At 70.5% G+C, this 14,244-nt stretch carries 14 protein-coding genes; 9 read left to right on the top strand and 5 right to left on the bottom strand.

Annotated elements, in window-relative coordinates; translation table 11 throughout:
• Nucleotides 1–154 precede the first annotated feature (154 nt).
• Together QUY26_RS07655 and QUY26_RS07650 are read right to left on the bottom strand one after the other, a co-directional pair.
• A complete protein-coding gene (locus QUY26_RS07655; protein ID WP_289944423.1) occupies nucleotides 155–1,072 on the bottom strand; it encodes a 2-hydroxy-3-oxopropionate reductase in 918 nt (305 codons plus the stop codon).
• Between the two features lie 51 nt (nucleotides 1,073–1,123).
• Complete coding sequence (locus QUY26_RS07650; RefSeq protein ID WP_289944421.1) at nucleotides 1,124–1,957, bottom strand: TIM barrel protein; 834 nt, start codon at nucleotides 1,955–1,957, stop codon at nucleotides 1,124–1,126.
• 168 nt (nucleotides 1,958–2,125) lie between these two features.
• On the opposite strand from QUY26_RS07650, the gene QUY26_RS07645 reads away from it, so the two are divergent.
• The 8 genes from QUY26_RS07645 (at nucleotide 2,126) to QUY26_RS07610 (ending at nucleotide 9,497) form a co-directional block, all read left to right on the top strand.
• Nucleotides 2,126–2,404, top strand: a complete 279-nt coding sequence (locus QUY26_RS07645) for a hypothetical protein (RefSeq protein WP_078619154.1) — start codon at nucleotides 2,126–2,128, stop codon at nucleotides 2,402–2,404.
• Complete coding sequence (locus QUY26_RS07640) at nucleotides 2,401–2,778, top strand: helix-turn-helix domain-containing protein (RefSeq protein ID WP_289944415.1); 378 nt, start codon at nucleotides 2,401–2,403, stop codon at nucleotides 2,776–2,778. The genes QUY26_RS07645 and QUY26_RS07640 overlap by 4 nt, the downstream gene beginning before the upstream one ends.
• A 169-nt stretch (nucleotides 2,779–2,947) precedes the next feature.
• Nucleotides 2,948–3,460, top strand: a complete 513-nt coding sequence (uraD, locus tag QUY26_RS07635; RefSeq protein ID WP_289944413.1) for a 2-oxo-4-hydroxy-4-carboxy-5-ureidoimidazoline decarboxylase — start codon at nucleotides 2,948–2,950, stop codon at nucleotides 3,458–3,460.
• A complete protein-coding gene (uraH, locus tag QUY26_RS07630) occupies nucleotides 3,457–3,861 on the top strand; it encodes a hydroxyisourate hydrolase (RefSeq protein WP_289944411.1) in 405 nt (134 codons plus the stop codon). Before uraD ends, uraH begins: the two co-directional genes overlap by 4 nt.
• A gap of 5 nt (nucleotides 3,862–3,866) precedes the next feature.
• The gene (gene pucL / locus QUY26_RS07625; RefSeq protein ID WP_289944410.1) at nucleotides 3,867–4,823 is read left to right on the top strand and encodes a factor-independent urate hydroxylase; all 957 of its coding nucleotides are present in this window, start codon (nucleotides 3,867–3,869) and stop codon (nucleotides 4,821–4,823) included.
• A 62-nt stretch (nucleotides 4,824–4,885) separates the two neighbouring features.
• Nucleotides 4,886–6,286: a nucleobase:cation symporter-2 family protein gene (locus QUY26_RS07620; protein ID WP_289944408.1), complete on the top strand. Its 1,401-nt coding sequence runs from the start codon at nucleotides 4,886–4,888 to the stop codon at nucleotides 6,284–6,286.
• Between the two features lie 48 nt (nucleotides 6,287–6,334).
• Nucleotides 6,335–7,735, top strand: coding sequence for an 8-oxoguanine deaminase (locus QUY26_RS07615; RefSeq protein ID WP_289944405.1), 1,401 nt, complete (start codon nucleotides 6,335–6,337; stop codon nucleotides 7,733–7,735).
• A gap of 229 nt (nucleotides 7,736–7,964) precedes the next feature.
• Nucleotides 7,965–9,497, top strand: a complete 1,533-nt coding sequence (locus tag QUY26_RS07610; RefSeq protein WP_436840288.1) for a nucleobase:cation symporter-2 family protein — start codon at nucleotides 7,965–7,967, stop codon at nucleotides 9,495–9,497.
• A gap of 73 nt (nucleotides 9,498–9,570) precedes the next feature.
• On the opposite strand, the gene QUY26_RS07605 is transcribed toward QUY26_RS07610, so the two are convergent.
• A complete protein-coding gene (locus tag QUY26_RS07605) occupies nucleotides 9,571–10,440 on the bottom strand; it encodes a chitosanase (protein ID WP_436840287.1) in 870 nt (289 codons plus the stop codon).
• A gap of 352 nt (nucleotides 10,441–10,792) precedes the next feature.
• On the opposite strand from QUY26_RS07605, the gene QUY26_RS07600 reads away from it, so the two are divergent.
• Nucleotides 10,793–11,434 carry a DUF4360 domain-containing protein gene (locus tag QUY26_RS07600; protein ID WP_289944403.1) on the top strand — a complete coding sequence of 214 codons (642 nt, stop codon included), beginning with the start codon at nucleotides 10,793–10,795 and terminating at the stop codon, nucleotides 11,432–11,434.
• 106 nt (nucleotides 11,435–11,540) lie between these two features.
• On the opposite strand, the gene QUY26_RS07595 is transcribed toward QUY26_RS07600, so the two are convergent.
• Together QUY26_RS07595 and QUY26_RS07590 are read right to left on the bottom strand one after the other, a co-directional pair.
• Complete coding sequence (locus QUY26_RS07595) at nucleotides 11,541–13,775, bottom strand: alpha-N-acetylglucosaminidase (RefSeq protein ID WP_289944400.1); 2,235 nt, start codon at nucleotides 13,773–13,775, stop codon at nucleotides 11,541–11,543.
• Complete coding sequence (locus QUY26_RS07590; protein ID WP_289944398.1) at nucleotides 13,742–14,008, bottom strand: hypothetical protein; 267 nt, start codon at nucleotides 14,006–14,008, stop codon at nucleotides 13,742–13,744. The genes QUY26_RS07595 and QUY26_RS07590 overlap by 34 nt, the downstream gene beginning before the upstream one ends.
• Between the last annotated feature and the right edge of the window lie 236 nt (nucleotides 14,009–14,244).

The raw sequence follows: 14,244 nt of genomic DNA, 5'->3' as shown, positions 1-14,244 counted from the left end.
CAGTTTGTTGAAGTTGATGAAGGGGGAGGGTTCCGGGCCGCGGCGGCGTCTGGGCGCGACAGGACAGGTGTCAACGCCGCCGCGGCCCGGAAGTCTGGGTGCGCCGAGGCCCGGGGCCCGCGCGGATCTGCCGGACGGGCCCTGGCGGCCGGGCTCAGGCCTGGGTGCCGGAGAGGCGCTCGACGGAGCGGAGCAGCGCGGAGTGGTCGAGGCCGCCGTCGCCCTGCGCGCGCAGGCTGGCGACGAGCTGGGCGACCACGGCGCCGACGGGCAGGGCCGCGCCGACGTTGCGGGCGGCGTCCGTGACGATGCCCATGTCCTTGTGGTGCAGGTCGATGCGGAAGCCCGGCTTGAAGTCGCGGTTCAGGAAGTTGTCCTTCTTGCGGGTCAGGACGGTCGAACCGGCGAGGCCGCCGTTGAGGACGTCCAGGGCCGCGGACAGGTCCACGCCCGACTTCTCCAGGAAGACCACGGCCTCGGCGCACGCCTGGATGTTCACGGCGACGATCAGCTGGTTCGCGGCCTTCACCGTCTGGCCCGAACCGTGCGGGCCGCACAGCACGATGGTCTTGCCGAGCGCGTCGAGCAGCGGCTTGGCCGCGTCGAAGTCGGCCTGCTCACCGCCGACCATGATGGAGAGCACGGCCTCGATGGCACCGGCCTCGCCGCCGGACACCGGGGCGTCCAGGACCCGGATGCCCTTGTCCTGGGCGGCCTTGGCCAGGTCCACCGAGGTCTGCGGGGTGATCGACGACATGTCGATGAGCAGGGCGCCGGGCCGTGCGTTCTCCAGGATGCCGTCGGGGCCGTACGCGATGGCCTCGACCTGCGGGGACGCGGGCACCATCGTCACGATGACGTCGGCGTTCCCGACGGCCTCGGCGATCGACTTGGCGGCGGTGCCGCCCGCCGCGGCGAGGCGGTCCAGCTTGTCCTGCTCCAGGGTGAAGCCGGTGACGGAGTAACCCGCCTTGATCAGGTTCTCGGACATGGGGGAGCCCATGATGCCGAGGCCGATCCATGCGACCGCCGGGCGGGCGGGGTGGGGGGAATCAGCGAGGTTGCTGCTCATGAGTGCTTCTCCTACGGCTCTGAAACGTGTGCTGCGTCGATCAGTTGGCGCTCAGCGCGCGGCGCGGGCCCCGGCGGGAAGCCACTCGAAGGAAGCGGCGGCGTCGGCGGCCTTGTACTCCAGGCCGACCCAGCCCTCGTAACCCGCCTTCCGCAGCTGGTCGAGGAGGCCTTCGAGGGGGAGTGAGCCGGTGCCGGGGGCGCCCCGGCCGGGGTTGTCGGCGATCTGCACGTGGCCCGTCTTGGCCGCGTACTGCTCGATGACCGACGGCAGGTCCTCGCCGTTCATGGACAGGTGGTAGAGGTCCATGAGGAACTTCGCGTTGCCGAGGCCGGTCGCGGCGTTCACCTTGTCGACGATCTCGATCGCCTTGGGCGCGCTCACGAGGGGGCACCGGGGCGACTCGGGGGCGTTGAGCGCCTCGATCAGCAGGACCGCGCCGACGCGGTCGGCCTCGCGGGCCGCCAACACCAGGTTCTCCAGGGCGAGTTCGTCCTGGACGGCCGGGTCCACGCCGTCGACGCGGTTGCCGTACAGGGCGTTGAGGGCCTTGCAGCCGAGCGATTGCGCGAAGTCCGCCGCCACCGCGAGGTTCGCGCGGAACCTGTCGCTCTCCTCGCCGGGGATCGACAGGGCGCCGCGGTCGGGGCCCGGAAGCTGTCCGGCGTAGAAGTTCAGGCCCACAAGGCGCACGCCCGCGTCCTCGATCGCCTTCTTCAGGGCGTCGAGTTCGGACTGCTCCGGGGTGGGGGCGTCGACCCAGGGCCACCACAGCTCGACCGCGCCGAAACCGGCCTTCGCGGCGGCCGCGGGGCGCTCCAGGAGCGGGAGCTCGGTGAAGAGGATCGACAGGTTCACATTGAAGCGCTGGTCGGAGTATCCCATGGGGCTTCCGCGCTCCTTCCGTATTGCGGAAGTTCATTTCTGCTTGATGGAAGACTGCATCCGATCTGCGGAGGCTGTCAAGGGGCTCCGTCGGAAATCCGGGCCGCACGCACCGAAGAAGCCGGGCGGGATCGCCTCGTGGGCGGGATGCCGCGTTAAGTTGGCGCCGTGCGATTGAGAGTGGAGTTCACGACCGAGCCCTTCGACCTCGACGAGGCGCCGCCCCACGCCCTGGCGGCCCGCGACGTGATCCAGGGCGCCGACCTGGACGCCGTGGACGTCGGCCCCTTCGGCAACACCGCCGAGGGCGACGTCGACGCGGTCCTCACGGCCGTCGACGCGATGCTGCGCCGGTCCCTGGGCGCCGGCGCCACCCGTGTCTCGCTCCAGGTCAACGTGATCGCGGAGCCGGGCGAGCGGACCGCGCCGGGGGAGGTAGCCCGGTGACCGCCTTCGGGGACGACCCCTTCGCGACCGCGGTCAAGCCGCTGGTGGACGCGATGGGCGGCGAGATGCTGCCGCCCGGCGACGCGGGCCCCGACGACGTCGTCCTGTCCTGGGAGGGCGAGGACGTGCTCGCGGTGCGCCTGCCGCAGCTCGCCGACTCCCTCGACCACATCCTGCTCGCCCTGGAGCGCAAGCGCGGCATGCCCCTCGCAGAGCTGGACCGCAAGGCCAAACAGGAGGTCGTACGGATACTCGAAGCCCGGGGCGCGTTCTCCGTGCGCCATGGCGTGGAAACCGTGGCGGGGGCGCTCGGGGTCAGCCGCTTCACCGTCTACAACTACCTGAACAGGGAAAACGCCGCGAAGGACAAGTAGTTCCCCAGCGCGGGGCGACCGTGTCGTCACGCTGCGCGGTCGAGCCGTCACCCGGATCGCAGGGTGGCGGCTTCTTTGTTCAAATGATTTCAACAAACTGTTGACGGGATGTTGTCGAAGGTCTTAGCTGTTCCGCAGCCCGTCCAGCACATGGCCACGGAGGCACCCCGTGACTTCCCGTACGACACCGGGCCTGGCCCGGTTCAACGCCCTGCCGGAGCCGGCGGCCACCGCCGAGCTCCACGAGGCCTGCGCCTCCTCGGCCTGGGGGAGCAAGCTGCTCGCCCAGCGCCCCTTCACCACCGCCGACGCGCTCTACGCGGCCAGCGACGCCGCCATGGCCGAGCTGACCACCGACGACCTGGCCGAGGCGATGGCGGGGCACCCCCCCATCGGGCGCCCCAAGCCGGGAGACCCGACCTCGTCCCGCGAACAGGCGGGCATGGCCGGGGCGTCGGCGGAACTCAAGGCCGAGATGCTCGACCTGAACCTGGCCTACCAGGACAAGTTCGGCCACGTCTTCCTCATCTGCGCCACCGGCAGGACCGGCGAGCAGATGCGGGACGCGGTCCGGGACCGGATCGGCAACTCGCCCGAGCGCGAGCGGGAGATCGTCCGCACCGAACTCGGCAAGATCAACCGCATCCGGCTGGCCCGCATCCTGGAGGAAGAGAGCGCATGAGCACCGACACCACGGCCTCCGTGTCCACGCACATCCTGGACACCAGCGTCGGCCGCCCCGCCGAGGGCGTCGCCGTCACGCTCGCCGCCCGCGGCGGCGGCGCGGACTGGGCCCTGCTCGGCGGCTCGGCCACCGACGCGGACGGGCGCTGCAAGGACCTGCCGGCCCTGCCGGAGGGCACCACCCACGTACGGCTCGACTTCGCCGTCGAGGCGTACTTCCTGAGCAAGCAAGCAACGCAAGCCGAGGCGCAGCAGGACGCCCCCGCGAATCGGGACAGCGGTGCGAGCGGTGTGTTCTTCCCCGAGGTGGCGATCACGTTCGCCGTCGTACCGGGCGAGCACTACCACGTACCGCTGCTGCTCAACCCGTTCGGCTACTCCGTTTACCGAGGGAGCTAGCAGACATGACAGACGATTCCCGCCGGTCCCGCCCTGTGATCCTGGGCCAGAACCAGTACGGCAAGGCCGAGAACCGGGTCGTCAAGATCACGCGGGACGGCGACACCCACCACATCAAGGACCTCAACGTCTCCGTCGCCCTCTCCGGCGACCTGGACGACGTCCACTACAGCGGCTCGAACGCCAACTGCCTGCCCACGGACACCACGAAGAACACCTGCTTCGCGTTCGCCAAGGAATACGGCATCGAGTCCGCCGAGCAGTACGGCATCCACCTCGCGCGGCACTTCGTGGACAGCCAGCCCTCCATCCACCGGGCGCGCATCCGCATCGAGGAGTACGCCTGGGAGCGCATCACCGCCTCCGACGCCAACTCGCAGTTCATCGGCGCCGACGAGGTCAAGCACTCCTTCGTGCGCAAGGGCCAGGAGATCCGGGTCGCCCAGATCACCTATGACGGCACGGAGTTCGAGATCCTGAGCGGTCTGAAGGACCTGACCGTGATGAACTCCACGAACTCCGAGTTCTGGGGCTACATCAAGGACAAGTACACGACGCTCAAGGAGGACTACGACCGCATCCTCGCCACGTCCCTCTCGACGTGGTGGCGGCACAACTGGACCAATGACGAGCAGCGCATGCCGAACTGGGAGAAGTCCTACGAGCAGGCCAAGAAGCACATCCTGCAGGCCTTCGTGGAGACCTACTCCCTCTCGCTCCAGCAGACGCTCTACCAAATGGGTGCCCGGGTCCTGAACAACCGCGGCGAGATAGACGAGATCCGCTTCTCCGCGCCCAACAAGCACCACTTCCGTCAGGACCTGTCCTTCTGCGGCCTGGACAACGACGCCAAGGACGGCGCGGTCTACTACGCCGCCGACCGCCCCTACGGCCTCATCGAGGCCACCATCCTGCGCGACGGCACCGAGGCGAGGATCCCGGTCGACATGACCAACCTCTGACGCGGGACGCGCGCCCCGGAACCTGACGTCCGGGGCGCGCCACACCGGAGGGAACGAAAGGCATGGCACAGCCCGCAATACCTGAAGGGGAGTCGACTCTCCCCTGTCCCCCGGTGGACGAGTGCCACCCGGTGGACGAGAAGCTCAAGACCTCGCGGCTCGTCCCCGCCGCGCTCCAGCACATCGCCGCCATGTACGCGGGCGTCGTCACCCCTCCGCTCATCATCGGCCAGGCCGTCGGACTCGACACCGCCGCCCAGACCCGGCTGATCGCGGCGAGCCTGCTCATCGCCGGCCTCGCCACCCTGCTCCAGACCCTCGGCGTCAAAGGGGTCGTGGGCAACCGCCTGCCGTTCGTGAACGCCGCGTCCTCGGCGGGCATCGCACCCATCCTCGCCATCGCCGAGAACAGCGCGACGGGACACCAACTCCCGGCGATCTACGGCGCGGTGATGGTCGCGGGCGTGTTCTGCCTGGCCGTCGGACCCTTCTTCGGCCGACTGCTGCGCTTCTTCCCGCCGCTGGTCACCGGCGTCGTCATCACGCTCATCGGCGTGACGCTGATGCCCGTGCCCGTCACCTGGGCGCAGGGCGGCGACAAGGAGGCCGCCGACTTCGGCGACATGCGCTTCCTCGCGCTCGCCGCCTTCACGCTCGTGGTGATCCTGCTCTGCCAGCGCTTCGCCCGCGGCTTCCTCAAGCAAGTCGCCCTGCTCATGGGCCTGTTCATCGGCACGCTCGCCGCGATCCCGTTCGGGATGGCCGACTTCGCCGCCCTGGAGTCCGCGCCCGTCGCCGCCGTGCCCGAGCCGTTCGCCTTCGGCGCCCCCGAGTTCCAGCCCGCCGCGATCCTGTCCCTGTGCATCGTGATGCTGGTCCTGATGACGGAGTCCAGCGCCGGGATGCTCGCGCTCGGCGAGATCTGCGAGCGCAGGACGGACGGGAGGACCATCACCCGCGGCCTGCGCACCGACGGCATCGCCACTCTCGTGGGTCCGGTCTTCGGCGGCTTCCCGACCTCCGCCTTCGCGCAGAACGTGGGCGTCGTCTCCCTGACCCGGGTGCGCAGCCGCTATGTCGTCGCCGTCGCGGGCGGTGCGCTCATCGTGCTCGGCGCCTTCCCGGCGCTCGGCGCGGTCGTCAGCCTCGTCCCCATGCCGGTCCTCGGCGGCGCGGGCATCGTGCTCTTCGGCTCCATCGCGGTCAGCGGCATCCGTACGCTCTCCGAGGCGGGCCTGGACGACAGCTCCAACATCATCCTGGTGGCCGTGTCGCTCGGGGCGGGCATCATCCCGCTCGCCGCGCCCGCCTTCTACGCCGACTTCCCCGCCTGGGCGCAGACCGTGCTCGGCTCCGGCATCAGCGCGGGCGCGCTCACCGCGGTCTCGCTCAACCTGTTCTTCCACCACCTCGGCACCCGCGGCAGCGCGCAGAACGCCGCCGCGGCACTCAAATCTTCCTAGGGTCATGCCGTGCCCAGCATCTCGCCACTCACCCAAGAAGGAAGCACCATGGCAGCATCGGCAACCCCCGAAGGCGCTCTCGAGCGCATCGTCATCGAGAACTGCGCCATCGCGACCGTGGACGCCGACGACACCGAGTACGCGTCGGGGTACGTGGTCGTCGCCGGCCGCACGATCGAGTCGATCGGCGCGGGGAAGGCCCCCGAGGGCCTGGAGAACGTCGTGCGCCGCGTGGACGGCACCGGCCACCTGGTCACGCCCGGCCTGGTGAACACGCACCACCACTTCTACCAGTGGATCACCCGGGGCCTCGCCACCGACCACAACCTGTTCAACTGGCTGGTGGCGCTGTATCCGACGTGGGCGCGCATCGACGAGGACATGGTCCGCGCCGCCGCGCAGGGCTCCCTCGCCATGATGGCGCGCGGCGGCGTCACCACCGCCATGGACCACCACTACGTCTACCCCAAGGGCTCCGGCGACCTGTCCGGCGCCATCATCGGGGCGGCCCGCGAGACGGGCGTGCGCTTCACCCTGGCGCGCGGCTCCATGGACCGCAGCGAGAAGGACGGCGGCCTGCCGCCGGACTTCGCCGTCGAGACCCTGGACGGCGCGCTCGCCGCCACCGAGGAGACGGTCAAGAAGCACCACGACGCCTCCTTCGGCGCCATGACGCAGGTGGCCGTCGCGCCCTGCTCGCCGTTCTCCGTCTCCACCGAACTCATGAAGCAGGGCGCCGAGTTGGCGCGCCGCCTCGGGGTGCGCCTGCACACCCACGGCAGCGAGACGGTGGAGGAGGAGAAGTTCTGCCACGAGCTGTTCGGCCTCGGCCCGACCGACTACTTCGCGTCCACCGGCTGGCTCGGAGAGGACGTGTGGATGGCGCACTGCGTCCACATGAACGACTCCGACATCGAGGCGTTCGCGCGCACCGGCACCGGCGTCGCCCACTGCCCCTCCTCCAACGCCCGCCTCGCCGCCGGCATCGCCCGCGTACCCGACATGCTCGCCGCGGGCGTCCCCGTCGGCCTCGGCGTGGACGGCACCGCCTCCAACGAGTCCGGCGAGCTGCACACCGAACTGCGCAACGCGCTCCTCATCAACCGCCTGGGCGCCCACAAGGAAGCCGCCCTGAACGCCCGTCAGGCCTTGCGCCTGGGGACGTACGGCGGTGCCCAGGTCCTCGGCCGGGCGAGCCAGATCGGCTCCCTGGAGGCGGGCAAGCTCGCCGACCTGGTCCTGTGGAAGATCGACGGCATCGGGCACTCCTCGATCGCCGACCCGGTCACCGCCATCGTCTTCGGCGCGGCAGCGCCGGTGACGCTCTCCCTCGTGGGCGGCCGGCCGGTCGTCGAGAACGGCCGTCTGCTGCACGTCGACGAGGACGCCATCGCCCGTGTCACGCGGGCCGAGGCGCAGCGACTGGCGCGCGTCGCCGCCGGGAGCTGACCCCTGGATCTCCGGTCGGGGGGGACGGCCCCCGACCGGACTCGAGCAGCCGAGCGGGCTGTTCGAGTGCCGCCCCGGAACGTGGCCCAAAGCTTCACGTTCCCGGGGCGGTCAGTACTGCCTGGGCGCTTCACAACCGCATAACGAGCAAGTCCTTGCATCACGCACCACCTCCCAGAAGCGCGTGCCGGTCCGCAGCCGGCACAGGAAAACAAACGGAGGAGCCGCAGTGGCGACCGAGCCCAGGTTCACCAAGCAAGGCACCACCCCACAGTCCGACGGGACCCCACATCCCGAAGGCGCACGGGACCCCGAAGGGTCCTCGCCCCCCGAAGGCTCCACGCCCCCCGAAGGCGCTCCGCACCCCGTCGACGAGAAGCTCCCCGCGCTGAAGATGGCCACCACCGGCCTGCAGCACGTCGCCGCCATGTACGCGGGCGTCGTCGCGCCGCCGCTCATCGTGGGCGCCGCCGTCGGCCTCTCGGCGAAGGAGCTCACCTTCCTCACCGGCGCGTGTCTGTTCACGGCCGGTCTCGCGACCTTCCTGCAGACGCTCGGCATCTGGAACATCGGCGCCCGGCTGCCGTTCGTCAACGGGGTCACCTTCGCCGGTGTCGCGCCCATGCTCGCGGTCGTGGACTCCACCAAGGACAAGGACGACGCGCTGCCGATCATCTTCGGCGCGGTGATCGTCGCGGGCCTGCTCGGCTTCGTCGCGGCGCCGTTCTTCTCCAAGATGGTCCGCTTCTTCCCGCCCGTGGTGACCGGCACGGTCATCACCCTCATCGGCATCTCGCTGATGCCGGTCGCCTTCGGCTGGATGCAGGGACCGAACCCGGCGGCCGACGACTACGGCTCGACCAAGTACCTCTCGCTCGCGGGGATCACCCTCGTGATCGTGCTCCTCCTGCGGCGCTTCACGCGCGGCTTCGTGAAGCAGATCGCGGTGCTCCTCGGCCTGGTCATCGGCACGCTGGTCGCGATCCCCTTCGACGTCACGGACTTCGGTCCGGTCGCCGACGCGGACGTGGTCGGCTTCCCGACGCCGTTCCACTTCGGCGCCCCGCAGTTCGCCGCCGCCGCGATCGTCTCGCTCTGTGTCGTCATGGTCGTCTCCATGACCGAGTCGACGGCCGACATGCTCGCCCTCGGTGAGATCGTGGACCGCCCCGCCGACGAGAAGACCATCGCCGCGGGCCTGCGCGCCGACACCCTCGGATCCGCCGTGAGCCCGCTCTTCAACGGCTTCATGTGCAGCGCGTTCGCGCAGAACATCGGCCTGGTCGCGATGACGAGGATCCGCAGCCGGTACGTCGTCGCGACCGGCGGCGGCTTCCTCGTCCTGATGGGCCTGTGCCCGATGGCCGCCTCGCTCATCGCGGTCGTGCCCCGGCCCGTGCTCGGCGGCGCGGGCGTCGTCCTGTTCGGCTCGGTCGCCGCGAGCGGCATCCAGACCCTCGTCAAGGCGGGCCTGGAGAAGGACAACAACGTCCTGATCGTCGCCGTCTCCCTCGCGGTGGGCCTGATCCCCATCTCCGCGCCGGAGTTCTACCACGCGTTCCCGGAGACCGCGAAGATCATCCTGGACTCCGGCATCTCCACCGGCTGCGTAGCCGCGGTCGTCCTGAACCTGCTGTTCAACCACACCGGAAGGGGCGGCGAGGACGACGAGGTCACGGCGCCGATGGAACCCGGCGGGGAGATCGCCGAACAGCGCACCCACTCCGCGCCCGCGGGGCCTTCCGCTGCCGGGGTGCACTGACGCGCTGAGCCGGGCGCGGGCGTCCGGGGCACCCGCCGGTGCCCCGGACGCCCGCGCCCGCGCCCCGTGGCGGCTACCTGCCGATGTGGAAGGAGTCGCCGTAGACCTTCCAGTCCAGCGGCGGGTCCAGGTTCAGATTCTTCTTGTTGAGGAACACGCGCTGGGCGGTGTCCACGCGGCTGGTGTCCTCGTGGGCCGCCTCCTGCTTCATCGCCCAGACGCGGGCGTCCAGGAACGCGTGCAGGTACTTCACCTCGTCGCCGCCCTGCGCCGGGGGCTTGGCCTTGGTCAGGGCGCGCTTGCGTATGTTGCTGAAGCTGGTGCTGTCGCCGCCGTCCCCGTGCATGACGATCGCGTCGTAGTAGGCGAACTGCCCGAGCGTGCCGATGCCGTCGGCCTTGCCCCGCTTGACCGCCGGGTTGAAGTAGACGCGGTCGCGCTCGTCGTTCTGGGCCTTCCGGAACGCCGAGTCCTGGGCGGCCTTCTTCCAGTCCCTGGTGAAGTTCGGGTCCAGGCCCTCGTGCGAGTCGCTGCCGTCGACCTCGCGCAGCGCGGGCAGGTACTTCGCGAGGACGTTGCCGGGCTTGCGCTGGGTGTACAGCTCGACCAGGTCGAGCATGTCGCCGGTGCCGGAACAGAATCCGATGATGCCCGCCGTGTAGCCGCGGCCGTCGTCGATGTCCTCGATGTAGCCGTACTGCGCCTTCCAGTCGAGCGAGGAGTTCTCCGCGCTGGAGACCAGTTTCATCGCGATCTCCTTCTTCGCCGGGTCGTCGAGCCCGGCGGCGGCGGAGAGCGAGGGGGTGCCGCTCGCGGGCGCCGGGGCCGGGGCGGCGCCCGCGGTCTGGGTCAGGGCCAGCGAACCGGCGAGAAGGGTGGCGCCGACCAGGCCGATCACGGCACGTCGCGTGGTGCGCCCGTGGGGGGTGCGGTGAGCGTGCAACGGGTCCTCCAGGTGGGGGAGTTCAGCGTTCCGCTGTTCTGTTAGGAAGGTTTCCTACCAGAGTTCGCTTGTGACGTATACCCGTCAAACAAGAGTCATCGGATGTGTCGCGCTCACGCACCCCACGCGCCGCGCGGCTTCGCCCGTACATGGCCGGACATCGCCCTAGTCGCTGCTCACGCTGGTCCGTACTATCCCAACACCCTCAGCCTCCGCTCATCGCCCGCGGGCCGCTCGTGGCCCCCGTGCGAGGGCTGGGTCAGTTCCTCCCAGTACCGCTACATCCCCCACCTCGCGGCGGACCGCGCCCTGCGCGCGTGCCGCCGTGGGCCGAAGCAAGAATGGGAGAACCATGTCCGTTGCACTGCTCGCCGGGGGCGCACTGGCCGCCCTGATCGGCGCGGGCCTGCCCGCGCAGGATCCGACGGGTTTCTCCGACCCGCCGCCGGACAAGATCGTGATCGACGTCGCGACCGTGAACGGTTCCGGTTGCCCGAGAGGGACGGCCGCCGTCGCCGTCTCCGAGGACAACACGGCCTTCACCGTCACCTACAGCGACTACCTCGCCCAGGCGGGCGGGAACTCCGCTCCCACGGCGTTCAGGAAGAACTGCCAGCTCAGCCTGGTCGTCCACGTCCCCCACGGCTTCACCTACGCGATCGCGAGCGCCGACTACCGAGGCTTCGCGTCACTGGAGAGGGGTGCCAAGGGCACCGAGAAGGCGTCGTACTACTTCCAGGGCTCCCCGGACACGGGAAGCAAGGCGCACTCCTTCAACGGCCCGATCGCCGACAACTGGCAGGCCACCGACGAGACCGAGGTCACCCAGCTGGTCTGGGCGCCCTGCGGCAAACAGCGCAACTTCAACATCAACACCGAGCTGCGCGTCGACCTCGGCACCTCGGACCGCACCAAGACCAGCTTCATGACGATGGACTCCACCGACGGAGACATCAGCACCATCTACCGCGTGAAGTGGAAGGAGTGCCCCTGATCGTCCCCCGGTGAGGCACTGACGAGTTCCTGGTGAGGGTGTCGCGCCCGCGGCGGAATCGTGTTCTGTCCGTCCGCGGGCGCGGCGACTCGACCCCGGCCCGCCGTCAGTCGGACCCGGCGAGCGCGGCGCGCACCTGCTTCGCGATCGCGTACGTGTCCCCGGTGGGACGGACCGCGAGCCGGCCCGGCTGCCGGGTCCAGCGGTCCTCCAGGGCGAACCAGTCGATGTCCTTGGGCGCGCGGCCCTCCTTGAGCGCGGCACGCAGCTCGTCGAAGTACGTCTTCCAGCGCAGCCGGTACAACCCGCCGACCAGGCCCGCCCACTCCCGGTTGGCGTAGTCCCTCAGGCCCGCGTCGGCCCCGGCGCGGGTGCCCCACACGGTCAGCAACGACAGCTGGTCGTAGGCCAGCCGGTCGCGCTCGCGGGCGTCGGCGCCCCAGCCCCGGGCGTCGGCGAGCGCCCGGCCGAGCAGATGCCGGGCGTCGGTGGCGACCAGCCGGTCGAGGAGGTCGATCAGGCCGAGCCAGGTCCGGGTCAGCTCCTCGAAGCGCGCGGTGTCCCGCTGGTCGTAGGCGTCCTTGATGCGCACAAGCAGCACCCGGCTGCGGTTGGACAGGGCCTGCCGGGCGACGTCGAGCAGATCGCGGCGGTACCCGGACGACCTCCGCAACTCCCGGCGCACGAGCAGCAGTTCGCCGAGCGCGGGCTCGAACTCCGCCGCCTCGTACCGCAGCGCCTTCGGCGACCAGGAAGCCGCCGACGTCACCGCGAGACCGGGCCGCGCGCCGAACAGGCCGTCGGCGCCCTCGGACCACTTGTCGGCGCGCGTGGTGCCGTAGACGGTGCGGCGCAGCACGTCCCAGGCGGCCCGCGCGTGCGGATCGGCCGCTCCGTAGCGCGCCACCGACCAGGCGTCGAACCACGCCTTGAGGTCCACGTCGCGATCCAGCCAAGGGAGTTCGGAGAAGAGGGCGAACGCCGCCGGGTTGTTGTCGGCCGCCTCGGGCATGAGCGCGATGCCGCGCAGGGTGCTGCCGTCCTTGGTGCGCCACTTCCCGTAGAGGTCCGCCCAGTCCGGCGTGTTCGCGCCGAGGACCGTGTGCCCGCCGAAGTTCCAGATCGAGCCGAAGGCGTACGGCGTGGAGCCCCAGTCGGACTCGCGGTCGGTGACCGTGGGGAAGCGGTCGCTGAGCCCGTCGACGACGAGCATCCGGGACTTGTCGACGGCGTCCGTGATCTCCTTCGGCGGATTGTGCTGCCAGCCGAGGATCACCCAGACCGCGTCCCGGTGCGCCGTCCGCAGCGCCTTCTCGACGCCCTTCGCGGCCTCGCCGACCGGCACGTCACCGGGCTTGCCGCCCTCGTGCAGGAGATCCATCTTGTACATCGTCGACGGGCCGAACAACTCGTCCTGCACCCGGTAGAACGCGGCGGCCACGCGCGCGAACCCGTCGGTGCGCGGGTCCAGCCAGTCGGGCCGCGCGAAGCCCACCCAGTCGCCCTGCGGCACGGTCCTCGCTCCCGGGTTGCGGTCGGCGAAGCCGGGCGGGACGGTGCCGAAGTAGCCCGGGAGCACGGGCGTCATGCCCAGCTCGCGGGCCCGGTCGGCGATGCGGCGGCCGAGGCGGGCGCGCTTGGCGAGCAACTGCCGGGACACGGGGTGCGGGAACGACGACATGTTCTGCAACAGCCACCACGGCTGGTGCGCGGGCCCCGGCACCCAGGCCCGCAGCTCCTCGTCGTCGTATCCGAACTCCTGAAACATCCGGTGATAGACCGCGTCGGCCCCGGCGTACACGAGGACTTCGTTGTAGCCGTGCAGTGCGAGTACGTCGAGTTCGTGCTCCCAGTAGGTCCAGTCGGCGTAGGCGTTCACATAGCCGTCGTTGGTGTCGTTGAGGACGAAGCGGTGCGGGACGTCGGCGCGCCGGGTGACGGGGGCGCCCGGGGCGGGGAGCGTCGCGGGCAGGTCGAGCTGGTCGCCCGCCCAGGTGATCGTGGCGTGCGCGGTGTGCTGCAAGTAGTGCCGCAGTCCGGTGAGTTGGACGGCGGCGGTGGGACCTGAGACGACGATGTGACCGCGTTTTCCGGACACCCTGAAGACGTCGTCGTCGCTCGGGACCGTCTTGAACGTGACCTGTTCCCAGTGGTCGGGGAGCAGTCTTCGCGCGGCCGCGGTGGCCGCGGCGGTGGGCCCGGACCCGCCGCGCGTGCGGACCGACGTGCCGGGTGCCGGGCCGCCCGAGCCCTGTGAGGCGGCGGGCGAACAGGCCACGGCGGCACCGGCGGTGCCGGCGAACGCGGTCAGGACGGTACGGCGGCGGGGCGGGTGCGGCATACGGGGCTCCCGGGGTCGGGGCGGGCGGCGAGTACCGAGGTGACTCCTGCCCGGCCCGACCCCGTTCCGTAACCCTCGGGCCGGAGGTTGCCGCCGGAGGTCATGTTCATCGAGGTGCCGTTGACGGTGAGGACGATCAGGCGTCCGCCGCTGCCGCGCCGCACGTGGTAGCAGGTGCCCTGCACGGACTGCGGCCCGGCGGCGTCGGGGCGGGTGGTCTTCTTCTGGGGCACGGCGGGGGCGCTGGCGCGGGGCTTGTAGGGGGCTTGGAGGAGCCTGCCACACGCGCGATCGCGAGATCCAGAGACGCCAAGCATGTTCCTGGGATTAGTCCGGGTGCGCCGGCCCCGACGGGGGCCCCGGAACCGACCACGCCGCCGACGACCCCTTCACCGCCGATCGCACCGACTGGTTCCGCCAGGACCGCTTCGGCATGTTCATCCACTTCGGCGCGTACGCGAACCTGGAG

This window comes from Streptomyces flavofungini (assembly GCF_030388665.1).
GTDB classification, from domain to species: domain Bacteria; phylum Actinomycetota; class Actinomycetes; order Streptomycetales; family Streptomycetaceae; genus Streptomyces; species Streptomyces flavofungini_A.
This window is presented reverse-complemented; position numbering and strand designations above follow the sequence as displayed.